Raw genomic sequence first — 24,214 nt, 5'->3', positions numbered from 1 at the left:
AGGCATTATACGTATGAAACGTCACTGAACCTTTTTTCGAACAGCAAAAAACCCTCTTCCAAATAAGAAGAGGGTTTGTCATTTCGGTTCCTCCTCTTATCTGCCAGATCCATGTGATCTGTAGGACTTGGCACCTTTTCAAACCGATGTTTGAAGGTTGCCGGGCTTCACAGGGCCTATTCCCTCAGCCTCTCTTGATAAGAGATGTATGCAGTTGAATGATTATGTTGAGAATTATAACGAATAACAATCAGAAAAGTCAATTATTTTAGAAAATTTAATATTCGGAACCTGCGATTGCTCTTGCCAGCTGTTTAATGATATCTTCATGATCTTCGATTCCAATCGACAAGCGGATGACATAGTTATTGATGCCGATTTTCTCACGTTCAGTGTCTGATAACGCGCGGTGAGAGGTACGGACAGGGTACGAAACCGTTGTCTCTACCCCCGCTAACGTAGGAGCAATTTTTATCCATCCAAGAGACCGGAAAAAAGCCTCTATATCAACGGAATCTTCAAGCTCAATGGTAACAATGGCCCCGTTTCCTCTTTCCGATACCCGCTCAGGATAATAGACGGCACGAACCGTATCATGATCACCAAGAGCTTTAGCTACCTGCTTTGCATTGTAGGATTGTTTCTTCATCCTAAGACCTAAAGTTTTGGCTCCTCGTTGAGTAAGCCAGGCTTCAAACGGACTGAGATTCGCACCAAACGTGACAACCTTTTGGGTCGCTGCTTGAATCAAATCCTCATTTCCGACTAGCACCCCGCACGTCACGTCACTGTGTCCTCCGATGTACTTCGTGCCACTGTGTACAACGAGATCGACGCCATGTTTGTACGGCTGCAATAAGTATGGAGTGGCGAATGTATTATCAACCATTGTTTTCACATTGTTCTCACGAGCAAGAGCGACTAACCCCTCTAAATCCTCAACCCGCAGGAAGGGATTCGAAATCGATTCAGTATAAAGGAGCTTTGTTTGGTCCGTGATCGCATTCGAAACATCGTCCAGATTTTGAAAAGAAACCATCGTAACTTCAATGCCAAAGGTGGGGAGCTCTTTTGTGATCAGCTTGTGTGAACCTCCATATACATCTTCTGCTGCAACAATATGATCTCCTGGTTTTGCAACAGCGAGAATACCGGCAAGGATGGCGGACATACCAGATGAAGACGCTACTCCGGCTGGCGCTTCTTCCAGTTCTGCAACCGTTCCTGCAAGTTCATCTGTATTAGGGTTCCGCTCTCGCGTATATAAATAAGGGCTGTCTCCCTCATAATAACTTTCTAAATGGTCCAAATCTTTGAATGTAAAAGCGGATGTCTGATAAATCGGTGTACTCTTGCTATTTGGGACAAGACTTTGATCCGTCTTATGATGGACTATTTTTGTATCAAAAGATGCATTCGTCATCGTTCGTCTCCTCTCTGTTCACTTAATGCAAAATTATATAGAACAACGAGGAATATTGTCAAAGTTTTGCGACATATTCACGGATCGCTTGCAGGATGTAACGAAAATAACCATTTTCATGTGGGACAAGGTTTTTACATGTCACTTCTTTTTCTTTACCGTTAAGAATTGAAACCCCTATCGCCCCGCATCTTTGATTCATCACACTTACCAAATCATTCAGTGACACAGAAACGATGTCCTCCACCTCTTCACCAATCGTAAAAGTCATGTCATCTGTCCACGGAAGGAAGTAAATACGACAAATCTCTCGGTCTATAGTAGCCCCATCCTGTAATTGTTCTTTAAAATTACCCTGATGGATGAACTCTTCAGGCAGAACCGTCAAACCGACTTCTTCCCTGATTTCACGGACACCAGCCAGAAGCACATCTTCCCCTGCTTCCATATGTCCAGCAGCGGTAATATCAAACAAACTCGGGAAATCCTCCTTGTGATCAGCTCTTTGCTGAAGCAGTACATGGGTAGTGTCACCTTTATTTGCGAACATCCAACAATGAAACGTTTCATGCCAATCCCCATCCAGGTGGACTTTGTTTCTTTCTTTTATTCCGATTGGCTGCTCCTTTTCATCAAAAATTGTTAACCACTCTTCCATAAGGCTCCCCTTTCTCTTTCCTAATTTAACCCTCTTCTGCTCTAGAATAAACGCTCTTCACACAAAACGAAAAGAGCTCAGAGCATGTTATTCTGAGCATGTTGCCCCCTTAAAGAAGTTAAAGGCCTTGAGTGGTATCTGAAAATCCTTGAATAAAGTCGATTACACAATCAGCCGGCACAGGTTTACTGAAGTAGTACCCTTGATATTCATAACAGCCTTTTCGTTTTAAGTAGGCAATATGATCACTTGTTTCCACACCTTCAGCAATTACTTGAAGATGAAGACTCTTCGCCATACTGATGATGGCATTAACGATCGGTACTTCTTCCTCACGATCATTAATTTGATTGATGAACGACCGATCAATTTTTATCGCATCAACCGGCAATCGATTCAAATAACTAAGGGAAGAAAAACCGACCCCAAAATCATCCAGATGAACTTTTACTCCTTTTGCCCGTAAACGGTTCAACGTGTCTGTGGTGCGACCGAAATCTTGAAGAACCATCGTTTCCGTAATTTCAATAATTAAACTTTCAGGAGTGAGCCCTGAATAATCGAGTGCTTTGAGTACTTTTTTTGTAAGATTCACATCTTTGAACTGATGGGCAGACAAGTTCACCGATACCTTCATATCGGTTCTTTCACTTTCCACCTGCCATCTTTTGGTTTGCTGACAAGCTTCATTTAATACCCATTCCCCGATGTCTATGATCATCCCCGTTTCTTCAGCAAGGCGGATGAAATAATGCGGAGATAACAAACCGTAATCCGGATGGTTCCAGCGGATGAGGGATTCATATCCGATTACCCGAGATGTTCTCCCGCACACTTGAGGTTGATAATAGAGCTCAAACTGATGTTTATCAAGAGCATGGTGAAGAGATTGTTTCAAGTGGAGCTCTTCTCTCATTTGTTGACTCATCTTTTCTTCATAAACCGCATAGCGGTTCTTTCCGCTTCTTTTCGCTTGATGCATCGCAGCATCTGCATTTCTAAGAAGCGTTTCCCCATCATAATAATCCCGCAGGTAAGCGGGTGTGAACGTGACACCGATACTCACGGTATTATAGAACTCTTTTTCTCCAATTAGGAAAGGGCGTCGCATCGAATGAATAACATGGTCACTGACTGCAATTAATTCTTCCATGCTTTGGACATCCTTGAGAAGGACAATAAATTCATCACTGCTGATTCTGGAAATTACCGCATCACGCTGAGCGAATGTCTGCCTCAAGTAACGGGAAAACTGACGAAGCAGCTCATCGCCTTTGGTATGCCCCCAAGAATCATTGATCATCTTGAAATTATCAATATCAATAAGCAAGAGAGCCCTATTGTTTTCTTTTTCATTGACAGACTGATTTTCATCTTCAAGGATTCCTGCCAGATAGCTGCGGGTAACGAGCCCTGTCAAAGGGTCGTACTGTGAGAGCATCTCCAGTTTCTTCTCCGCTTGCATGCGAGAAAGCTCATTCGCTGTCCGATCGACAAATATCTGAAAAAGAGCCTTGCTCAGAGGGCCACTCGTCTGTGCCCGGTTATCCATAATCGCAAGGATCCCTATCACTTCACCATCTGAGTTATGCAAAGCCTTCCCTAAATAACTCTCCACCTCATAGTCCTTGATTGTGAGGTCTTCAGGGAAAAGTTCCCCTACACCTTTCGGATAAAAACATTCACGATTCATCGTTACTCTCTCACAAGGCGTTCCTTTTAACGGATAGTGCAGCCCCGAACTAATTTTTCCTTTGTGAGAGAGGGATATAGCTGTCAATTCATCTTTAGCTACTCCAGTCAATTCTCCAACCAGCACGGTGTCTACACCAAGAACCGAAGATAAATACCCAACAAGAAAATCAAAGAACTCCTGTCCTTTATAAGAAAGGAAAGCATCCCCGATTTCCACAATCGCTTTTTTTATCCGATCCAATTCATCAATGTAAGCAGGATCACCCATCCCTGTATATCCAATCCTCTCCCCATTCTCATTAAAAAATGGCGTGACGAGATCCTTTTTCCATTCATATTCCCCATTGACCAAAAGACGGTAATTTAAATAAAAAAAATGACGATTCTCGTTCGTCATCTCATGATGGTGCACATATCCCCAGTCATCCTTATGTATGAACCGCATGACATCCTGACATTTTAAAACGGTTGAATTCAGCTTCCATTGATTCTTTAAACGTTCAGTCACATAGATGTTCTCTTCTTCAATATCAAAGAACCACATAGGGATGGAAAGCTGCTTGAGTGTGTCCCAGGGATGTTCAATGATTCGAGCCATTCCGTTCACCTACTCCAAATTTTTTAATTTCCCTCTACCTAGATATCGGAAAATTACAACTAAAGTTTAATCCTTTTTTCACGAGGAAAACTACCCAAAAAGGAGGAAGTACTTATGAAACAGAAAAAGCAAAGACGAGGGAAGGTTGAGCCCACCAATGAAATGGCACAAGTATTTAACCGAAAGTTAAGCTATAACCAATCCTTTTCTCACCAGGCGGATGATTCAGAAGTTCACTCTGAAAGCGAAGCCCTCTATCACCACTATTCAGACGATGAAGATTAAGAAAGTGATCTCGATATCGAGATCACTTTTTTTGTTCCTCCTCCCTAAATGACCGAAAATTCTGTTATCCTATGAATGGAACACCTACAAATTTTTACAAGAATTTAAAACGTTGTGATTATATATAGAGTCAATTGAAGAATATGGCAGGAATTTTGAAGACTCAGATTCGAGATGCTTTCGGGGTTCGTTTGCCGAGGGAGGCGTCAGGGGTGGCTGGGAAGCAACTCGCTTTCCTGCGGGGATGACGGCAAGCCTCCTCGAGCTAAAGCTCTGCGGGGTCTCGCTAGCCAATCCATTCCCGCGGGAGTCTCGCAGCTTCCCAACCACCCCATATGAGAGATGAGAAAAACGAACCCACCTATACGAATAGAGCGTTTTCCATTAACACTGCTATCCAATTAAAAAACGCTTCATAGCAAGCTTTATAATACAGATGACTGCTTGTTTGTAATTGGATTCGCCAACTTCCATTTCGCTGGAAAGCTGCTTATTCTGGAAGTAGTTTCGAGATACTTATATGGCTGAGGGGCTGAGGGGAATGGCGAGACTCCTATCTTAAGTGTGCAGGCGCCTTGGTTAGCGGCGTATGGACTGGACTGAGCTGGCGGAGATAAAGGAAACACGAAGAACGTAGTGATTCGATGTTGACTTATCGTACAGAAGCGAGGGAAGTCTCACTAGCCGCTAGGCGCCGAAACCGGATATCGAAGAGGGAAAAAAGTGCAGTGTGAGACCCCACAGGACGCAGTCCGAGGAGGCTCACCGTGTTCCCGCGGAAAGCGAGCTATTCCCCGCAGCCCCCATCCACTCAACAAAAGTCTTGAAACTGAGTCTTCAAGAAAAGGGAGCTTATGCGTAAAACGTATTCGAGATTTTCAACAAAAAGAAAGGGTTATTGACATATGAAGAAAGGCACCAATAAGAAAAAGTCGATATTAATTGTGGTTTCAATGATTGTTTTTGCCATAGGGGCTTACTTTTTCACGGGTAGCAGTGAAGAAAAGCTAGCTCTTAATCCAGATACAAAACCGATGAGAAAAGCAAAATCAGTAGACCTTGAAGAATTCCCTATCCAGTGGCGTGAAGTCGATACATTCGATCAGGTGAATGAGTTTTATGAAAAACAAATCCATGGTTTATCACTTGCCAGGGAAAAGAACTTAACCGTTCGTCCGCAGGAATCGACTCCGATCCCTGATAAAGATGGACGAATGCAAATCAATGAGGTTTGGCACAGCGGTACAACCATCCATGTTTTGTACAGCATCGACCTTTCTGCGTTAACGAGAAAAAAGGAGGAAGGTGATGACAACAAATACCTCATTCAATCTCCATCTGTAGAGAGCATAAACATTGAATCCTTGGATGAGAAAAACAAACAATCGTTCCAGCACCATTCGCAGCCTCTTCACCGACGCGATACCGTGGTTTATGAAAATCGAGTGTACAGTGTCATTCAGCTTCCTCCTATTACGGATGAATGGGGATACAGTTTTCACCCAAACGATATTAAGGACTATGACGAAGAATATTTAACCTCTTTCAACCTGCGAATTGACCATCGTACGATTGAAACCGAGGGAATGCCTATCCGTTATGTCCACGACCTAGACGAACATGTGCTTGAAAGTTATACAACAGATGAAGTGTATGCTGACGATCTAGTGACAGTGGAACCGAAGTCCGTCAACATCGGTGTTGCCTCAAGCTATGTAAAAATGAAGGTGAAGGCAGAAGGAAAAGAAATTGGCCAGTCCGTACATGCGATTGTGAAAACTGAGGAAGGACCTGATCACCCTGTGGTCTTTTATCTAAATGAGACAGAAGAAAAAGATGTGTATGAAGCTTGGTTTCAACCACCATCAGACCAAGTTGCAGGAGACATCAGCCTTGAACTTCAGTCTCTTCATATCCAAGACGATACGCCCTATTCGTTCACCGTTGATATGTCCACATTTAAGAACCATCTAAATGAATCAGTAGTTTTAGATAAAAAAGTGGGAGAAGCCTACAACACCGATATCATTCTTGAGCAGGTCGAGTCATTTTCAAGGACCAATATGAATCTTCAGCTGACGTATGAACCTCATGAAGCCGATCAAGAAGAAAAATTGGTTGGGGCTCAATTGGCACCCTTGAATCGACTCCCTGAAAATCGGGAGAACCATGTAAAAGTTGAAACGAATGAAGGGAAGACGACAGAAGCTACTATTTGGGGGCACGGGAAGAGAGGGGACATCCACTTCCAGTTTCCAGCATTACAAGACGCTGAGGAAATCACCGTTACTGTAAAGAAAATGGTATACGCTCATCAATTGAGTCATACCTTTGACTTGAACAAATAGGGAAAAGCAGAGGATGATTGCTCCTCTGCTTTTTTATATTTCTTCGTGAACAAAACGAATCAAGGCTTCATTGAAACGGTCATAATGAGTAGCGGGCGTTTGGTGGTAAGCATGTTCAATCACTTCCATTTTTACATGGGGACATACACGATAGTATTGGGAATGCTCATTGATCCAGAATTCTTTATTGCCGTACACGAGCAAAAGCGGTTGAGTCAGCCTACTCAATCGCCCACTGCAATCAAAAGAAAGAGCACGGTTGTAATAGGTGTACCAACATTCCGGGTCGGACTTCGCCATGTGTTCATTCAATTCACGTTTAATTTCGTCATCTTTAAAATGGGAATGGCTGAGTAACTTGGCGAGCGTCTCCGGGCTTTTATCCACCCAGTACATCCCACCTTGAAATTCAAACCGGAGTCCTCCTGTAGCAACCTTAGGGAAACCGCCCGCAAGAATGACCGCCTTCGTCCGTTCAGGGAAGGTAAGTGCAAATTCCTGAGCAATCATCCCTCCGCAAGAATAGCCGACAACCACGATTTGATCGAGGTTCAAATGATCGATAAGCTGAACGACTTCCCTTGCGTACATCGATACATCAGGCGCATGAGAAATTACTTCAGAATCTCCGTTTCCACTGAGGTCTGGAAAAATAACACGAAACTCTCTTGCAAGGGAATGCTGCATTTTGAATACTTTCCTCCCCATCCCAGGAGGATGAATAAAAACAAAGGCTTCCCCATTTCCTCGATCGTCATAAAACAATTGTGCCCCTGATTTTTCTGTAAAATAAGGCATTCGCTCTTCATCCCCTAACCGATATTCATGGAACCTTAGCATTCCCAGAAGGACTGAAATTATGTCCATTTAACGAATATATTAAGGTTCGATTGACCTTACTTTCATGCAGGCGTAAACTAGACCTGTATCATAATGTCCGGAAGGGGAAACAAAATGAAACGCTTTCTATTACTTAGCTTATTCGCATGTACAGTCATTTTCCTGACTGCTTGCGGATCGAATGAATTAGAGAATACGCTGGATTGGGAAGTTCAATCCTTTGAAGGAACCACACAAGCGGAGGAAAGCTTTTCTACGGATGAGATGGACGGAGAAGTTTGGCTCGCAAACTTTATCTTTACTAACTGCAACACAGTTTGCCCGCCAATGACAAGGAACATGGTCAAAGTTCAAGAGCAGTTGAAAGAAGAAGGTATCGATGTTGAAATTGTATCCTTCAGCGTAGACCCGACTGTGGATTCTCCCGAAGTTTTAAAAGAGTTTGGTGAAAAATATGGAGTTGATCACAGCAACTGGTCATTCATCACCGAATATACACAGGAAGAGATATCTAATTTCGCTCAAGAAAGCTTTAAGACTTCTGCAGTAAAAACGGAAGGCAATGATCAGGTTATTCATGGAACAGCATTTTACCTAATCAATGAAGAAGGCATGGTCGTAAAAAAATATAAAGGTGACACAGAAGTCCCTTTTGAACAAATAATTGAAGACACCAAAACCATCGCCAATTAAAGAGAACCTCCCCTCCATATAAGGAGCGGGAGGTTCTTTTAGAAGAAAAAACACCCCAGTCCATCCAAATAAAGATGACTGGGGCGGCAAAACTAAGGCAGAAGCTATCTAGTTGAATAGTGAGTTGATAAAATTACTTAAGGATTTAAAGAAATCTTGAACGGCATTCCGCAAACTGTTCCAAAACCCATCGTCATTGATTAAGTCCTGGATATTGCCCGTCAGGTCTTCCAATTGTTTTTGAACTTGATCAAAGTTGATGTTCAAGTTGCGCATCTGTTCAAATAAGTCGACCAAACGCTGGCGGTCTTCTTCACTCAATTCAATGTTCAAGGATTGAAGTTGATCTTGTACGATCTGCTCCACTTCTTCCCTTGTCACTGGGTCCTGCTCAGCAATTTGCTTCTTGATTTCGGTCAGCAATTCACTGATCTTATCCCGGTCGATCCCTTCCTCCTCGGCGATATCTGTTGCGATATCAAGCTCATCACTTGCTACCTTCATCCGTTCTTCATCCAGCTTCACGCCTTTTGCATCGTAAGCTTTATAGATGCCCGTAAGCGCAGAGTGACCACTGACCTTTACTGAGGAAGCGACCAGCACATCCGCATTCTCCACACCAGCCGTCAACAATGCATTTGTGTACATTTCTTTCGTCACCTGTGTTATGTTATCTGGTGTTACGATTTCAATGTTCAAGCCTTCTCCATTATCCTGATGAATGATTTTGACAGAAGAATACATATTCGAATTCGGGTTTCCCCCGATATAGTTGGCTAGATCCTGGCCATTTACAACAAATTCATCGACCTGGTCATGCTGATTCACTTCGAGCAGCTCGGTTACGTCATCTTTTTGTGCTTCAGACAAAGCTTCTCCATAAACAACAATCGGCAGACCTAACTTTTCGTTGATGCCCTGATCCCCTGTCGATGCTGAGATGCTTGAAGGCAAAGCGAAAGCTGTAAACAAAACGACGATCAACATCCATAGACTGACACGTGTTTTCATGTTCTCGACCCCTTGTGAAAATGGTAGATTCCCCTTACGTTATGCGGAACCTCCCATCTATTATACCCGATGCATAGATGCACGGGTTGTCATAATAGACGTACGAGGGAGAGAAAAAGTTTCAAACTAAACAAAACATTTCTTTACGATAGGCTTTATATGAACATCATAAAAGTTATCTAAATAATATAGCTAGATTGCAGAAGGCTCGATTTTTAGACTTTGAGTGGTTCGTTGCTAAGTAGAGCGTTAGGGGTGGTTGGGAAGCTGCTTATTCTGGAAGTAGTTTCGAGTAACTCATGTGTTTGGTGAGACCCCGCAAGACGTTAGCCTGAGGAGGCTCACCGCGCTCCAGCCCAACTCGCTCATCAAACGTCTCGAAACTAAGTCTCCAAGAAAAGGGAGCTTTTATGGAACTGTTTTATAGGATAGATAATTGAAAGAAAGGATGGACGATGTTATGAAGATTGCACGTCAAATCGGACTTTATGTATTTGCTGTGGCTCTGTTTTACGCAGGAATCACCCACTTCATGTATGACCACGGTTTTGCACGGATGCTCCCCTCCTGGGTGCCGCTTAAATTAATTATTGTATATGTAACTGGAATTACGGAATGGCTTCTGGCTCTCCTCCTCGTCTTCCCTCAGACTCGAAGAGCGGCCGGGTTCGCTACGGCGGCTTTTTTATTCATCGTTTGGCCTGCAAATTTTTATGCAGCCATTTATGGCATCCCAGCTCCATGGAGTGATGAAACAAACCAGACGGCTTTATGGATCCGTATCCTCTTCCAACCTTTGCTTATTTGGTGGGTGCTCATCGTTTCTAAAAATTCGAAAGAGGTGTAACCATCTGATAAAATGGGGATAGTGAAAAGGACAAGGAGGTTGTATATGCGATTAGAAGGAAAGAAAGTCATCCAATTGGTCAGTAAAGATTTCGAAGATCTTGAACTTTGGTACCCGGTTCTCCGCCTTCAAGAGGAAGGGGCAACCGTTCATCTCGTGGGTGAAAAAGCGGATGAAGAACATCCTGGAAAGTATGGCGTTCCTGCGACAGCTGATTTTGCATTTGAGGACATCGATCCGTCCGACTATGACGGGATTCTCGTTCCAGGGGGATGGTCTCCAGATAAACTCCGCCGTTATGATAAAGTCATTCAAATGGTTCAACACATGAACAATGAACGCAAACCAATCGGTCAAATTTGTCATGCGGGCTGGGTGCTGATTTCAGCCGATATCCTGAAAGGTCGCAAAGTGACCAGCACACCAGGAATTAAAGATGACATGATGAATGCGGGTGCGGAATGGGTCGATGAAGCGGTCGTCCTGGACGAACATATCGTTTCTGCCCGTCGTCCACCTGACTTGCCTCCATACGCTAAAGCATTCGCAGACTTACTCGCAGATCAATAATAAACGAAAACCAGAGCGTTAAACGCTCTGGTTTTTTTATTCTTCTTCCGCAATCGCTTGCTTAGCAAGCATCGAAACAACCGCATCATCCATTGGAGGGTTATGCAAACCTGCCCGTACATCACGGTAATATTTTTCAAAAGCATAGGTTTTCGATAGACCCCGACCACCCGCAATACGCATCGCTAGATCGACGACTTCATTTGCTGTATTCGTGACAGCGAGCTTGACGGCAGCAAGCTCTGCCCCCATATACTCCCGTTGCTCCGGTTCTTCATCCCATTTTCCAGCAATGGAATATAAGAAAGAGTGGGCTTGGAGCAGCTTCCACTCCATTTCCCCTATCTTATCTTGAATGTGAGCGACCTCAGATATAGGCGTATCCAGACTATTCGGTTGAAAGTCCTTTGCAAAAGCAATGGCATCATTGCGAGCGGCCACAGCAATTCCTAAATAACAGGCAGGAATATGCAACAGCCATCCTTTGGCCGAAGGTTTACTTCCCTTCTTCAATTCAACAAGATCGGATTCTTGAAGCTCTACGTCTTCCATCACAAGGTCATCACTTGCCGTCCCTCTCATCCCGAGTGTGTCCCATGTTTTATCAACAGATACCCCTGGCTGATGACGGTCAATTAAAAACCAACCGACGGTATCCTGGTCTTCTACATAGGCAGAAACAATATAATAATCCAAATGCTCAGCCATAGAAGTAAATGACTTTCTTCCATTTAAAATGTATTGATCTCCACGACGAGTCGCTTTGGTTTCCGGTATCCCTCCACGCGTCGGACTCCCGGTTGCAGGCTCAGTAGCTGCTCTATTTACCACTTTTTGCTCGGAAACCACTTCATTCACAAGGCGATCATACGACTCTTTGTCCCATAATTGTTCCTGAGCAAGTTCCATCATGATCCCCATGTGCCATCCGATTGATAATGCGACCGCTCCATCACCTTCCGCAATTTTTTCCTGCATGAGTAAGAATTCATATAAAGATAATCCGTCCCCACCCTCAGATTTCGGTAAAGACATCGATGGGTATTTCACTTCTTTGATCACTTTTAGTGTTTCATAAGAGAAAGATGCGTCACGATCCGTTTCTTCCCTATGGCTGCGAGCCTCTGCAGCAATGCGATCTGCTTTTTCAAACAATTCCTGCTGTCGATCGTTTTTTATCAAACGTTCCCATACACCTGCCAAATTCACCACTCCCGATTCCTAATTATAATTAAATCATACCTGACAACTCGGGATGAAGCCAATGCCATGCTTGTCTCAATCATTCCCTTACAACATACCCTATGTACAAAAAATCATTCTGTATCAGCAAAAGTCTCTCCACATCCGAATTTTGTCCATAACGCCCATTTCCCCAAATTTTCTCACGACATTTCCCGGGAAATGTCGAAACATAACGATGGTTCCCATGAGAGACTTGAAAAATGCCTGCTCTCTATACCTCACCTATTCATTCAGGTTTCATGTATGGTAAACGATACAATGGGATCGCTCTTCTTACATGGAAATTCTTGTTTGATTATCGAATAGCTGGGGAAGAAAAGGGATATGAACAAAAGGAGGATAAGAAACATGGTCGGAATAGTTTCCGAAAACACTGTTCAATGTGACACTGAATATACAAAGCTATATAAAGTGGTGGTCGCCAAACCTTCTTACATGAAAATCACGGATGTTATTAACGAAACTCAAAAACATTACAAAAAGGAGAACATAGATGTCCATTTAGCTCTTCAGCAACACGAACATTTCATAAAAATGCTGGAAGAACACAAGGTTGAAGTTATAAACCTTTCAAATCACCCCGAATTCCATGAACAAGTGTTCACGCGAGATATTGGATTCACCATTCATGATCGCCTGTTTATCAGCTCCATGAGCGAGAAGGTACGGAAAGAAGAAACAGAAGTCCTTCGAAATTGGGCAGGAGAGAATGACGTACACCTTGAAAAGCCATTCTCTTCATCCATCGAAGGGGGAGATATTCTTGTAGATGGGGCCACGGTTTGGGTCGGAGAAACAGAAAGGACGTCAAAAAAAGCGATTCATGAACTTCAATCACGCCTTCCCGATCATCAGGTCATACCTGTCCCTCTGAGGAAAGACATTCTCCATCTGGACTGCGTATTTAACATAATAGATGAATCAACTGTGATTCTGTATCCTCCTGCTTTAAAAAGAAAAAGCCTGGAAGCTATCGCTACGCGTTACAATATAATTGAAGTTACTGAAAAAGAGCAGTTCACAATGGGACCGAACGTTCTTTCCATAGGAAGCCGTAACGTGATCAGTTTGCCTCACAACGAGCAGCTAAACACACAGTTAATAGAAAAAGGATTTCATGTCATTCCCGTCAATCTCTCAGAAATCATTAAATCCGGTGGATCCTTCCGCTGCTGTACATTGCCGATAAAAAGAAAGGAAAAAGAAACCCCACTTTAAAAAAGTAGGGTTTCTTGGTGATTCATTTATTTTGATCATGGACCAGTCATCTAAGCGCAGGCCTGTTTTTTCGGTGTGCTCTCCTGAATGGAGCCGTATCATATAAACGTATTTCTTCTTCTGTCTCAGGTAAGATGGGAGGCACCGGTTTTGGTTTTCCTTCAACATCGACGGCGACCATCGTTAAAAATGATTCTGTCGTCATCACTTGGCGTCCTTTCAGCAAATCATCAGCAAAGACTTTCACATACACTTCCATTGATGTTCGTCCTGTACTCGTCACAGAAGCTTCCAAGGTCAAAGCGTCCCCTACCTTTGCAGAAGATAAAAAATCCACAGAGTCAATCGAAGCGGTGACAACCACACAGTTTGAATGCTTCATTGCGGTTAGTGCCGCAATCTCGTCAATATACGAGAGAACTTTGCCTCCGAAAATGGTATCCAGATGATTTGTGTCCGGTGGTAGTACTAATCTTGTTTGAGTCATGCGAGAATAATGGACAGGTAAAGATTCCATGAATGGGTTCCTCCTTTTAAAAAGTGACTAGCCCTCAAAGAGAGATACGAAGATAACCGATCTCCTTCGATTCATGGAACCGCAAAAAGCTCTTGATGAATCCAATACACGTAACATCCTCCTATCTCCCGTAGGAATTCATGTTCTTCCTCATGGCAGGTCTCCTGGCTCAGGTTCATCAGCGCATAGTCCTTCCCATTTGTGAGACAGTGGATCATCTATGCACCTCCCCATTACAGTGGCGGGACCGCGTTGGCTTTTCACCAAACTTCCCTTTTCAGCTTCAATGACGAAGCCACCATAAGGCGATCAATTTTTCAAAAAAATCTTTCTCTCAACCACTATCTCCCAAAGCTCCTCCCTTGTCAACACGAACAAAAACCTAACGATCGGCTAATAAATTCCATAATAAGGGTTGATTACGAACAATAAACTGTTATACTGTTCATATCATTCGAATATAAGTTTTCATATAATCGCGGGGATAGGGCCTGCAAGTTTCTACCGGTTTACCGTAAATGAACCGACTATGAAAAGCAGTACAAGACACCGGGGCATTTACGTCCACGGTTTTATTGTTGTTGTCTTCGTCATGCACGAAAAGACTTGCTTTCCATAGTGGAAACAAGCTTTTCGTGCTTTTTTATTTTCAAGTTTCCTTATGTTTCGCTCATTGGACAGAGTTTTGAAAAGATCCAATAAAACCACTCACATAAGGATTGAAATAAAATCATCACTGCAAGAGCTTCCATGGAAAAGCGGTACACAAAAAAGAAAGGTGTGTTGGATATGGAACAGTTGAAAAAGAAAATCATGGATGAGGGAAAAGTTTTATCTCCTTCTATCATTAAAGTGGATGCGTTTCTGAATCATCAAATAGACCCCGTGCTCATGAAAGAAATCGGCGAAGAGTTTGCGAGACGTTTCAAAGATACGGGGGTTACAAAAGTGCTGACCTTAGAATCCTCAGGGATCGCACCCGCTCAAATGACAGCACTCAGTCTTGGTGTTCCCATGGTTTTTGGAAGGAAGAAAAAATCCTTAACCATGAAGGACCACCTTTACACATCAAAGGTACATTCTTTTACAAAGCAGGAAACCAATGAAATTTCCATTTCCAAAGACTTCTTAACTGAGGATGACCACGTCTTGATTCTTGATGATTTTCTAGCCAATGGACAAGCAGCAAAAGGGCTGATCAACATTGCTGAACAAGCAGGAGCTTCCCTTTCCGGCGTGGCTATTGTCATTGAGAAAGGGTTTCAAGACGGTGGACGCCTATTAAGACGCCAAGGGATAAAAGTGGAATCCCTTGCCATCCTTTCATCGCTTGAAGACCAAACGATTCGATTTGAAACACAGGAGGTATCCACATGAAAACGACCGCTTTAGCTATTCAACATTTATTAGCGATGTATGCCGGGGCGATTCTTGTTCCATTGATTGTCGGTGGAGCGCTTGGACTGGATTCTAAACAACTCACTTACCTTGTCGCCATTGATATTTTAATGTGCGGGGTGGCTACCCTCCTGCAAGTTGTCCGCAACCGTTATTTTGGAATCGGCCTTCCTGTCGTCCTTGGCTGTACGTTTACTGCTGTCGGTCCAATGATCGCCATCGGAGGTCAGTACGGCATTTCGGCCATTTATGGATCCATTCTCGTTTCCGGGCTATTCGTCATCCTTATCAGCCGCTTCTTTGGAAAACTTGTCCGTTTCTTTCCCCCTGTCGTGACAGGAACCGTTGTAACCATTATCGGAATTACTTTGATTCCTGTTGCCATCAACAATATGGGGGGTGGCCAAGGAGCTGATGATTTTGGTTCACCAGCAAACCTAGCCCTATCTTTTGGGACGCTGATCTTCATCGTACTTTTGTATCGTTTTACAAAAGGATTCATGCGCTCAATCGCCATTCTGATCGGTATTTTAGGTGGCACCCTTGCTGCTGCTCTTTTTGGAAGAATAGATTTTTCAGCTGTCCATGAATCGGCTGTCTTCCATATGGTCGAACCTTTCTACTTTGGGGCACCGAGCTTTCAATGGTCAGCCATTTTAACAATGATTTTAGTTGCTATGGTGTCTCTTGTTGAATCCACTGGTGTATACTTCGCTTTAAGTGAGATGACCGAGAAGAAATTGAATGAAAAAGATTTAGCAAATGGTTATCGTGCAGAAGGAATAGCCATTCTCTTCGGAGGAATATTTAACGCCTTTCCTTATACCGCTTTTTCTCAAAATGTCGGTCTCATGCATATGACTGGTGTCAAATCTCGACTTGTGATCTTCGTTATGGGTGGAATGTTGATTGCTTTAGGGTTCATACCTAAAATTGCTGCCTTTACGACGATTATCCCCACCGCTGTGTTAGGTGGTGCAATGATCGCCATGTTCGGAATGGTCATTGCTCAGGGCATTAAAATACTCAGTCGAATCATCTCTGAATCTCATGAAAACTCCATGATTGTCGCCTGTTCCGTTGGCATGGGGCTAGGAGTCACTGTTGTCCCTGAATTATTTGCCAAACTCCCTGATAGTGTACAAATTCTTACAAGCAACGGCATTGTGGCAGGCAGCGTGACAGCCATCGCACTCAACATCGTATTCCATATGCTACCGAAACGCACAACTAAAGAAGTTCACCAATTACACGAAAAGAGCGCTTAGTAACTGACCAGGTCATACATATTTTGGAAATATCCTACAAAGAAAAAGCAGCGCCGAATCCATTGGTATTGGTTCGGCACTGCTTCTCTCTATTATGATTGCCCTCTTAATACTTTCAGGGCTTGTTTCACTGTAGCGTATGTCTGAAGCGACAGTTCACTAAAGTCTGCGTAAGGAGTACTTTGGATGGCAAACGACGGTTTGATTCCTGTAATCACGAGCTTGGTTCCCATCAGATCCAACAGCTGATTCATCTGATAGATCCCCATATGAACGGCTTCATTATAGGAATGCACGGCAGACATGTCCAGGATCAAGTAATCCTCTTTCGTTTCTTTCACATGGTGACTGACCGCTTCCAGCATTTGTTGAAGTCGATCATCATCAATGGTTCCCACAAGCGGGAGCACAGAGATATTGTCCTGTACGGGGACAATAGGCGTCGATAATCTTTTTACCTCAGACAAATAATGCGTGATTAGTTCTTCTTGTTCGCGACGTTTTGTCACATCCTTTTGGACGCCAACGAAATACACTTGATCCATCTGTTCGATATACACCGGAAAGATATGTAGTTCGTTCCAGAACATCGTACCGTCTTTACGATAGTTCTTTATTTCTACCTCTACAGGTACTTGCTTAGAAAGGCCTTCACGAAGCTGATCCACATGTTCAGGGTTCGTATCGCTCCCTTGCAGAAAGCGACAGTTACGCCCGAGAATCTCCTCTCGGTCATAACCCGTCAGGTCGAGAAACCCCTGATTGCAATAGATCATCGGGTTATCCTCTTGCTCCGGATCACTAATGACGACTCCAGCACCGACATGGTCGATGGCTGCTTTTATAAATTGATTTTGTTGAATCTCTTCTAATCTAGAAAACATAAGCTCTTCCGACACGTTAGAACATCCCCTCCGAGGTTGGAATGAATTACTTTAATAATAAAATGAATGGCACTGATTATGCAAGTGTCTTCCTTTTACCAGGGTAGAACCGTAAGCTCCGGCCATCGTTTCTTCCATTTCTCAGCCTTATTCCAATAAACTTTTTCTGGGATCAAGCGTTTATTCGGACGGATAATTCCTTGAAAAAGATCCTCTAAACCGAAAGGCGCATACACTTCATATTCACCCTTCCGACTTCGCTTGACTCCCACCGATGAAGCGGTCGTCGGCCACGTATCAATGGCATCTTGGACAGATGTGTATGGGCGGATTTTCTGGTTGAATTTTTCTTCATACCAAAGGTGTACAAGCGCCTCGTTTGTTACATCGATAGAAAAAGGCAGATCACTACAGGCAGCACTCCACTGTTTTTCGAGGTTTTTTTCTTCTTCCAGAGTCCCTGAAGCATCAAAATAAAGGAGGTCTGCATCCCCTATTCCGTAGTCTGCAGGATATCCGAATTGGTGATTCCATACGCTTTGGGTGATGACACCAGCACCGATCCAAAACTCGTGGTCATACATGTCAGAAATATCAAAGAGCGGACGGATATAAGGGGTCCACGCCTCAATGACCTTGACTAGTTGCTTTTCTCTCATATTCATTCCCTCACCTCATTTCTAATGTGTTCAAGAAATGCTTCAACCTGTGGCAATGCTCGACTTCCCGGTTTTACGCATGCCCATGTTTCCCTAACCATGGCTTCCCCTTCAGCCTCTAGTGGCAGCCAACTATAGGCCTGCTTATCTTCTTTGATAATGCTCTCTGGGAGGACTGTCATTCCCAGTCCCCGCTTCATCATTTCTTTGGCCGTTTCAAAATGATCGACTTTGATTGAACGTTTGACCAACATTCCAGGTTCCCGCGACATCCACGTTTCTATAAGCTTCTGAAAACCTGGATCACTCTTAAATTCAATGAACGGACGCTCTTCTTTTTCCATAGCGACAGAATCCAGGAGAAAAAGAGGATCACTCAACAGATGAACGATTTCGTAGTCTTCAATGGGTTCCCCTCGAACGATGGCAATATGGAAGGAAGATGCAGCCTGTCGTATTTCTTCACTCACTCCCGTAAATAAGTCAATCATTACGTCAGGGAATGCTTTTGTGAAAGATTGCAGCACATCCGGAAGAAAGTGTTGGCTGTACAAAGAAGAAGCGCCGAGTGAAAGTGTCCCGGCTACCTTCCCCTCCACTTGGGCCAATTTTTCTTTTAATAGATCTTCCTGGTACAGTACATGTTCCGCATGTGTAAGGACAACTTCCCCGAAAGGTGTTGGAAGCAAGCGCTTCGGTGTACGGAGAAAAATCTGCCCGCCCAGGTGTGCTTCGATGAATTTCAAACGCTGGGTAATAGCTGGTTGTGAAATCAAAATAGATTTGGCTGTTTTACGGATGGTTCCACATTGATTCAAATCAAGTAGAAGTTGGTAATCTTCGATTTTCATCTAAATCCCCCCCATAACGGATCGTTATCACTTTCTATCATAATGCAATATTATCCAAATCAGTAAAAAGAACGTACGATACATGTAGATGAAGGAGGGGAAAACATGAACAAGGCGAACACGAAAAGACTGATGAGCGGTTATTTTTTGTATGAAAGTGGTCGTGCGATGTATTTCGTCCTCATCACATGGTTTTTATATCAATGGACGGAAAATGCTTTTTATACCGGGTTATTCGTAAGCTTTGGTTTCATCCCCGGTCTTTTCTCCAACGTGATTTTCGGCGTTCTGGTCGATCGCAGCAACAGGAAGAAGCTTGCGATCCTCGCAGGTGTGACTAGCATCATCTGTTTAGTATTGCTAACGGGAGCATTCTTAGGGGGATTGGAACAACCTTGGCTGATGATTACTGCGCATATGGTTATGCAAACGGCAGGTTCATTATTTCGTCCTTCGTTACAAGCTCTAGTGGCTGAAGTATTTCCGAAAGATTATCTTCCAAAGATCTTCTCCTGGTCAGGGTCTTCGACTGTTGCTGGCAGTTTAGCGGGAGCGGGGATTGGAGGTTTGTTGGCAGGTCTTGTGGCTGTCGAAGCTTCGTTGTCTATCGTTATCCTCTTATTCGGATGTGCTACAGCCACCATTCAGACGATTCGTTACACGCCAGTAGAGAGGGGATCTCGCAGCGACGCTTCCTCTTTTTTGGATGAGATGAAAGAAGGGTTCCTTTATGTACATCAAAACCGGATGCTTTATGGATTGTTTGTCATGCTCATGCTCGGACAGCTCACCTTCCACACGACTCTCGGATTTTTAAGCGTCTACACAAGTTCTTACCTAAAGCAGTCGGCGCTCATCTATGGCTTGCTCGACAGCACATTCTCTATCGGCGGCATTCTGGCTGGACTCATTGGGACATGGTGGTGGGCGAAATCGCAAAACCGGATCGGAGTATGGTCGCTTCTCTTGACCGCTGCAGGGCTCGGGATCGTTAGTTTCACCACCCTTATTCCTACAGCTTTTATCGGCTTTCTTATGATCGGTATGGGGACATCGTTTGTTCGCGCCCTTTTGCAGTCTGTGCAGCAAATGGCAACAGATCCCCGTTTTCATGGCCGCATTTCCAGCTTGCGAATGCTATGCAATCAAACGTCAGTCGTGGTGACCGGCCCTCTATTCGGTATGCTTGCCTCTTCCCAAGGAGCATCTGCTGTTTTCCTAGCCCTCTTTTTCCCTATGATCGGTGGTGTCATTTGGGCCCATATCTATTCTAAACAGCCAGCATTCAAACAACTAACAAAATCGGCTTAAAAGCGCCAAGCAAAAAGGTATGCTTCTTTATGTAGGAGCATACCTTGAGTGGTGTCATTCAGCTCTGCTTATCTCGTCTCTTCCTTCGGTGTGCGATAAACCTTTTCGACCTCTACTCCCAGCGTCTTCAAATAGTCGACAATCTGGTCTAGTCTCTTCATTTTTTCACCTCAGTATTTGAAATAAGATTTGTCACAGAAACACATCCATTTTCCTTACGAACGGGAATGTACAAACGTTTCAACTTTTTCTATAAAGACGATACCCGTAGTTTCTACTACTTAAGCACCTTTTTAAACATTTGCACATTTTTCATCTCTATTTCTCCCAACCCTATTACCTGCTCTTCCTTGATGACGAACCCCCGCTTCTGAAAAAAAGGTCTCGCGACGGCACTCGCTTCAGTCGTGAGCACCTTCACACCTTTCTCCTTCGCACGTTCCTCTAAAAGGTCGAGCATCTGAGTGGCAAGACCTTTCCTTTGCTTGCCTGAAGCTACATACAAAAAATCAATGTGAGCATCCACAAGACTAGCGAAACCGATGATGTTGTTGTGATCGTCCTTGGCGACGAGTGCGTAGGCCTCAAGAAAACGTTGATGAAAATGAGGTTGATCTTTGATCCCTTCCGCCCAGGCTGTCCGTTGCTCTTGATTGTAAAACCTGGGGGATATGCCCAGAATCGATGTTCTGACCATCCCAATCACTTGGTGAATATCTTCTTTCTGTAGACGCTCGATGGCCCAAACCAAACTACTCTCTCCCCTCTATCATAACAAAGCTGCAAACAAATGCGTGTAATGGTTTTATGACAATTCATACAATTTCATGACGTGCTGAATGAAAACTTGAGCACCTTCCGTAATTTCTTCTTCATTTGATGGAGTGACAATCGAGAAATAGCGCGTTGTCGAGTGGATATAAGGAAGATCCATAATTAATTCTGCAGCATCTGTGTGTTCAACTACCGTTTTTGAGATAAAAGAAAGACCAAGCCCTTCCTTTACCCCTTGGACGACTCCGTGGTTGCTCCCAATCGTAATCGTCTTTTTCGGTCGGATGTTTGATGATTCCAACATATAATTAAGCATCGCTCTCGTCCCTGAACCCCCTTCACGAGTGATCCACGTATGATCCTGTAAATCTTGAAAGGTTACCTCCTCTTTCTTTCTCAAAGGATGCGTCCGGGGAACAATAACGACCATCTCGTCTTCCATGAATGGAAGAGAACTCAATCCCTGCTCCGTCACTTTCCCTTCCACAAGTCCCAAATCAAGTTCATGCTGCTGCACTTCCCGGTTGATTTGTTCAGAATTAGCAATACGCACTTGTAATTCTACCGCTGGATACAGGTCGTCAAAGGCTTTCAATATAGAAGGAATGATATATTCCCCAACGGTGTAACTTGCACCAATATGGATATGTCCCCCTACCTGCTCGTGAAACTGTTTTACTTCATTCTTGGCTTTATCCAGAACTCCAAGGACCTGCCTCGCCCTTCGGTACACCATCTCCCCTGTAGCTGTCACTTTGAAATGTTTCGGTGAGCGATCAATCAGGGATGTTTGAAAAAAATGTTCCAGATTCTTGATGTGTGCACTGACGGTCGGCTGCGACAGATTTAAAAGAGCAGAAGCTTTTGTAAAACTCTTTTCGTCAATGGCTGTGATGTAGGTTTTCAATGCTTCAAAATCCATTTCACCTGCTCCAATCATCAGTTTTTTCTATGATTACCATTATAAAGTTTTATTTTACGAATGACTAGGCAGCACGTATGATAAATGAAGGAAACAAAGGAGGTCCATCTATGAACCACACATCTTATTCACCTCTCCTTAAAGGAATCGGATTTACAGCTATCCTTGCTGCTGTAGGATTTCTACTCGCGATGCTGCCGCTGTTGAACCAGGTCGGTCCTCTCGCCACAGCTATACTCCTTGCCGTTTTGTACCGGCATTTTTTTGGTTATCCAGAAGGCATCCGATCGGGAATTCATTTTTCAGCTAAAAAATTATTGCGACTTGCAATTATTTTGTTCGGATTGAAATTAAATATTAATGTCATTCTTCAAGAGGGCTTTCCTCTTTTAATAAAAGGAACGATTGTCATCGTGTTTGCCATTGGTCTCATGCTCTTCTTAGCCAAACTATTTGATGCGGATCGGTCGATGATGGCCCTGCTCGGGATCGGAACAGGCATATGTGGAGCATCGGCCATCGCAGCCGTTACACCCATTTTGAAAGCCAAAGAAGAAGACACCGCCATCAGCGCAGGTGTGATATCTGTCGTCGGTACGTTATTCGCTATTGGATACACCCTCATTCGCCCTGTTTTACCAGTAGATGCAGAAGCTTACGGGATGTGGGCTGGAATTAGCTTGCACGAGGTAGCGAACGTGGCCCTTGCCGGAGAACCCGCTGGAGATGAAGGTCTGGGTATGGCACTTGTTGCCAAGCTCAGTCGTGTCTTCCTCCTTGTACCGTTCAGTCTGCTATTGATCTGGTATATGAACAATAAAGGAACAGAAGAAAGTCGTTCGTCTATTGCTTATCCCTGGTTCCTTGTTGGTTTTATCCTCATGAGCCTATTCGGAAGTTTTGTGAATGGCTCAATTTTCACGATACCAGATGCACTCATGAATGCCGTATCGACAGTAACTTCTTTCATTTTAACGATGGCTATGGTTGGTCTCGGTCTCAGCGTGAGTTTACACGACGTCAGACATCGAGCACTGAAGCCGATGCTCTTATTGATTGTGACATCCATCCTACTATCGGTACTCACCTATTGGATCATTTAAAAAGTTCAGGGATATCCTGGGCTTTTTTTGTATGGTCCAACGTTTCTTGTCTAACAATCAGAATATTCGTCGAAAAAGTAGCGCGGCACAGCCGTTCTGTTACGATAGAAGAGAGACACGGAGCCTCATGCTTGTCCTTTCCCTGCATATAGTGTAGGGAGACTAGATAAGGAAAGGACAAGGTCTATGAGCTCTCCTTCACAAATCAGCGCTTCGCTCTATGCATTTCTTTCTATTACCTTCTGGGGTGTGTCTTTTGTTTCTACTAAAGCCGTTTTAGGACATTTGGATCCCTTTTCCCTGCTTGTCGTCAGATTCGGAATTGGATCGGTCTTTTTATTGATGCTGGTACTTCTATTTCAATACCCGTTGAAAATACATATAAAGTACCTCCCACATGTACTCATCTTAGGGGTCCTCGGCGTATTTGTTCATCAGGTGGTCCAGGCGACAGCCTTACTGACCATACACGCATCCGATGCCGGCTGGCTCATTTCATTTTCTCCTGTGTTCACCGTCTTTCTGTCCTTTATATTCTTGCAGGAAAAGCTCAGTATGAAAAAAATTGTTGGCATTACTATTGCCATCACAGGAGTTTTGATGATTACAACCATTGGGAGCGGTCAGGCCATCAGTTTTTCTTTAAGTCTTGGCTATTTGCTTATGATTCTAAGTACGTTGAACTGGGCTGTTTACTCCGTGCTTTTAAAAAAGCTAGCTGTTCCTGTCCCTCCCCTCGTTCTTACTTTTTATATGAGTACGACAGGATTCCTTTTGACATTGCCTTTCTTTATTAGAAACCATGGATTGTACCAATTACGCACGCTCTCACCGGAACACTGGGCACACCTGCTTTTTCTCGGCATTTTTGTCTCGGCCATCGCTTACTGGTATTGGGCGAAAGCTCTAGAGGTCATGCAGGCGACGCAGGTTTCTGTGTTTCTTTATTTTGAACCACTGGCTACTCTGGTTGCTGCCATCATCCTTCTAAATGAAAAATTCATCGCATCCTCCCTGTTCGGAGGTCTTTTAATCATTGCAGGAGTGATGCTTGTCCAAGGGAAATTCCCATTAAGAAAACCTATTGAATAAGGAG

Annotated in this window: 23 protein-coding genes and 3 riboswitches; of the genes, 11 read left to right on the top strand and 12 right to left on the bottom strand. The window is 43.7% G+C overall.

Going from position 1 to position 24,214, the window contains the following annotated elements:
• Nucleotides 1-93 precede the first annotated feature (93 nt).
• Nucleotides 94-204, bottom strand: a riboswitch (SAM riboswitch).
• A 73-nt stretch (nucleotides 205-277) separates the two neighbouring features.
• The 3 genes from ACXACN_RS16660 to ACXACN_RS16650 all read right to left on the bottom strand — a co-directional run bounded on the left by ACXACN_RS16660 (nucleotide 278) and on the right by ACXACN_RS16650 (nucleotide 4,374).
• Entirely contained in the window at nucleotides 278-1,423 is a 1,146-nt protein-coding gene (locus tag ACXACN_RS16660) for a trans-sulfuration enzyme family protein (protein ID WP_474965920.1), read from the bottom strand.
• A gap of 58 nt (nucleotides 1,424-1,481) precedes the next feature.
• Nucleotides 1,482-2,081 (bottom strand): NUDIX hydrolase, encoded by a 600-nt coding sequence (locus ACXACN_RS16655; RefSeq protein WP_474965918.1) that lies wholly within the window; start codon nucleotides 2,079-2,081, stop codon nucleotides 1,482-1,484.
• Between the two features lie 118 nt (nucleotides 2,082-2,199).
• On the bottom strand, nucleotides 2,200-4,374 hold the full coding sequence (locus tag ACXACN_RS16650; RefSeq protein WP_474965917.1) for a sensor domain-containing protein: 2,175 nt from the start codon (nucleotides 4,372-4,374) through the stop codon (nucleotides 2,200-2,202).
• A gap of 114 nt (nucleotides 4,375-4,488) precedes the next feature.
• Between ACXACN_RS16650 and ACXACN_RS16645 the strand changes: the two genes are divergently transcribed.
• A complete protein-coding gene (locus ACXACN_RS16645) occupies nucleotides 4,489-4,659 on the top strand; it encodes a hypothetical protein (protein ID WP_474965915.1) in 171 nt (56 codons plus the stop codon).
• 905 nt (nucleotides 4,660-5,564) lie between these two features.
• A complete protein-coding gene (locus ACXACN_RS16640; RefSeq protein ID WP_474965914.1) occupies nucleotides 5,565-7,007 on the top strand; it encodes a hypothetical protein in 1,443 nt (480 codons plus the stop codon).
• 33 nt (nucleotides 7,008-7,040) lie between these two features.
• Here ACXACN_RS16640 and ACXACN_RS16635 read toward each other — a convergent pair whose 3' ends face one another.
• Nucleotides 7,041-7,805, bottom strand: coding sequence for an alpha/beta fold hydrolase (locus ACXACN_RS16635; protein WP_474965912.1), 765 nt, complete (start codon nucleotides 7,803-7,805; stop codon nucleotides 7,041-7,043).
• 156 nt (nucleotides 7,806-7,961) lie between these two features.
• On the opposite strand from ACXACN_RS16635, the gene ACXACN_RS16630 reads away from it, so the two are divergent.
• On the top strand, nucleotides 7,962-8,540 hold the full coding sequence (locus ACXACN_RS16630) for an SCO family protein (RefSeq protein ID WP_474965911.1): 579 nt from the start codon (nucleotides 7,962-7,964) through the stop codon (nucleotides 8,538-8,540).
• Between the two features lie 108 nt (nucleotides 8,541-8,648).
• Here the strand turns inward: ACXACN_RS16630 and ACXACN_RS16625 are convergent, their stop codons facing one another.
• Nucleotides 8,649-9,551 carry a DUF1002 domain-containing protein gene (locus ACXACN_RS16625; RefSeq protein ID WP_474965909.1) on the bottom strand — a complete coding sequence of 301 codons (903 nt, stop codon included), beginning with the start codon at nucleotides 9,549-9,551 and terminating at the stop codon, nucleotides 8,649-8,651.
• Between the two features lie 460 nt (nucleotides 9,552-10,011).
• On the opposite strand from ACXACN_RS16625, the gene ACXACN_RS16620 reads away from it, so the two are divergent.
• On the top strand, nucleotides 10,012-10,398 hold the full coding sequence (locus ACXACN_RS16620; protein ID WP_474965908.1) for a DoxX family protein: 387 nt from the start codon (nucleotides 10,012-10,014) through the stop codon (nucleotides 10,396-10,398).
• Between the two features lie 45 nt (nucleotides 10,399-10,443).
• Nucleotides 10,444-10,968 carry a type 1 glutamine amidotransferase domain-containing protein gene (locus tag ACXACN_RS16615; protein WP_474965906.1) on the top strand — a complete coding sequence of 175 codons (525 nt, stop codon included), beginning with the start codon at nucleotides 10,444-10,446 and terminating at the stop codon, nucleotides 10,966-10,968.
• 36 nt (nucleotides 10,969-11,004) lie between these two features.
• On the opposite strand, the gene ACXACN_RS16610 is transcribed toward ACXACN_RS16615, so the two are convergent.
• On the bottom strand, nucleotides 11,005-12,171 hold the full coding sequence (locus ACXACN_RS16610; RefSeq protein WP_474965904.1) for an acyl-CoA dehydrogenase family protein: 1,167 nt from the start codon (nucleotides 12,169-12,171) through the stop codon (nucleotides 11,005-11,007).
• A gap of 390 nt (nucleotides 12,172-12,561) precedes the next feature.
• Between ACXACN_RS16610 and ACXACN_RS16605 the strand changes: the two genes are divergently transcribed.
• The gene (locus ACXACN_RS16605; RefSeq protein ID WP_474965902.1) at nucleotides 12,562-13,431 is read left to right on the top strand and encodes a dimethylarginine dimethylaminohydrolase family protein; all 870 of its coding nucleotides are present in this window, start codon (nucleotides 12,562-12,564) and stop codon (nucleotides 13,429-13,431) included.
• A gap of 46 nt (nucleotides 13,432-13,477) precedes the next feature.
• Here the strand turns inward: ACXACN_RS16605 and ACXACN_RS16600 are convergent, their stop codons facing one another.
• Entirely contained in the window at nucleotides 13,478-13,948 is a 471-nt protein-coding gene (locus ACXACN_RS16600; RefSeq protein ID WP_474965901.1) for an acyl-CoA thioesterase, read from the bottom strand.
• A gap of 137 nt (nucleotides 13,949-14,085) precedes the next feature.
• A riboswitch (cobalamin riboswitch) is annotated at nucleotides 14,086-14,266 on the bottom strand.
• A gap of 130 nt (nucleotides 14,267-14,396) precedes the next feature.
• Nucleotides 14,397-14,498, top strand: a riboswitch (purine riboswitch).
• A 239-nt stretch (nucleotides 14,499-14,737) separates the two neighbouring features.
• Here ACXACN_RS16600 and ACXACN_RS16595 point away from each other — a divergent pair.
• Nucleotides 14,738-15,325: a xanthine phosphoribosyltransferase gene (locus ACXACN_RS16595; protein WP_474965899.1), complete on the top strand. Its 588-nt coding sequence runs from the start codon at nucleotides 14,738-14,740 to the stop codon at nucleotides 15,323-15,325.
• On the top strand, nucleotides 15,322-16,614 hold the full coding sequence (locus ACXACN_RS16590; protein WP_474965898.1) for a nucleobase:cation symporter-2 family protein: 1,293 nt from the start codon (nucleotides 15,322-15,324) through the stop codon (nucleotides 16,612-16,614). Before ACXACN_RS16595 ends, ACXACN_RS16590 begins: the two co-directional genes overlap by 4 nt.
• Before the next feature lie 92 nt (nucleotides 16,615-16,706).
• Here ACXACN_RS16590 and ytvA read toward each other — a convergent pair whose 3' ends face one another.
• The 3 genes from ytvA to ACXACN_RS16575 all read right to left on the bottom strand — a co-directional run bounded on the left by ytvA (nucleotide 16,707) and on the right by ACXACN_RS16575 (nucleotide 19,008).
• The gene (gene ytvA / locus ACXACN_RS16585; RefSeq protein WP_474965896.1) at nucleotides 16,707-17,513 is read right to left on the bottom strand and encodes a YtvA family blue-light photoreceptor; all 807 of its coding nucleotides are present in this window, start codon (nucleotides 17,511-17,513) and stop codon (nucleotides 16,707-16,709) included.
• Nucleotides 17,514-17,593: 80 nt separating this feature from the next.
• Entirely contained in the window at nucleotides 17,594-18,163 is a 570-nt protein-coding gene (locus ACXACN_RS16580) for a nucleotidyltransferase family protein (RefSeq protein ID WP_474965895.1), read from the bottom strand.
• Entirely contained in the window at nucleotides 18,160-19,008 is an 849-nt protein-coding gene (locus ACXACN_RS16575) for a LysR family transcriptional regulator (protein ID WP_474965893.1), read from the bottom strand. Before ACXACN_RS16575 ends, ACXACN_RS16580 begins: the two co-directional genes overlap by 4 nt.
• Nucleotides 19,009-19,113: 105 nt before the next feature.
• Between ACXACN_RS16575 and ACXACN_RS16570 the strand changes: the two genes are divergently transcribed.
• Nucleotides 19,114-20,319: an MFS transporter gene (locus ACXACN_RS16570; protein ID WP_474965892.1), complete on the top strand. Its 1,206-nt coding sequence runs from the start codon at nucleotides 19,114-19,116 to the stop codon at nucleotides 20,317-20,319.
• 277 nt (nucleotides 20,320-20,596) lie between these two features.
• Here ACXACN_RS16570 and ACXACN_RS16565 read toward each other — a convergent pair whose 3' ends face one another.
• Both ACXACN_RS16565 and ACXACN_RS16560 read right to left on the bottom strand, forming a co-directional pair.
• A complete protein-coding gene (locus ACXACN_RS16565) occupies nucleotides 20,597-21,070 on the bottom strand; it encodes a GNAT family N-acetyltransferase (RefSeq protein WP_474965890.1) in 474 nt (157 codons plus the stop codon).
• 54 nt (nucleotides 21,071-21,124) lie between these two features.
• A complete protein-coding gene (locus tag ACXACN_RS16560; protein ID WP_474965888.1) occupies nucleotides 21,125-22,015 on the bottom strand; it encodes a LysR substrate-binding domain-containing protein in 891 nt (296 codons plus the stop codon).
• Nucleotides 22,016-22,125: 110 nt separating this feature from the next.
• Here ACXACN_RS16560 and ACXACN_RS16555 point away from each other — a divergent pair, with 110 nt between their 5' ends.
• Both ACXACN_RS16555 and ACXACN_RS16550 read left to right on the top strand, forming a co-directional pair.
• Nucleotides 22,126-23,118 (top strand): YeiH family protein, encoded by a 993-nt coding sequence (locus tag ACXACN_RS16555; RefSeq protein WP_474965887.1) that lies wholly within the window; start codon nucleotides 22,126-22,128, stop codon nucleotides 23,116-23,118.
• A gap of 186 nt (nucleotides 23,119-23,304) precedes the next feature.
• On the top strand, nucleotides 23,305-24,210 hold the full coding sequence (locus ACXACN_RS16550) for a DMT family transporter (protein ID WP_474965886.1): 906 nt from the start codon (nucleotides 23,305-23,307) through the stop codon (nucleotides 24,208-24,210).
• Nucleotides 24,211-24,214: the final 4 nt, after the last annotated feature.

Source organism: Halobacillus sp. AWM4_238 (genome assembly GCF_056158265.1).
Note: the sequence above shows the minus strand (reverse complement) of the source record. Positions and strands in the feature narration are given on the sequence as shown.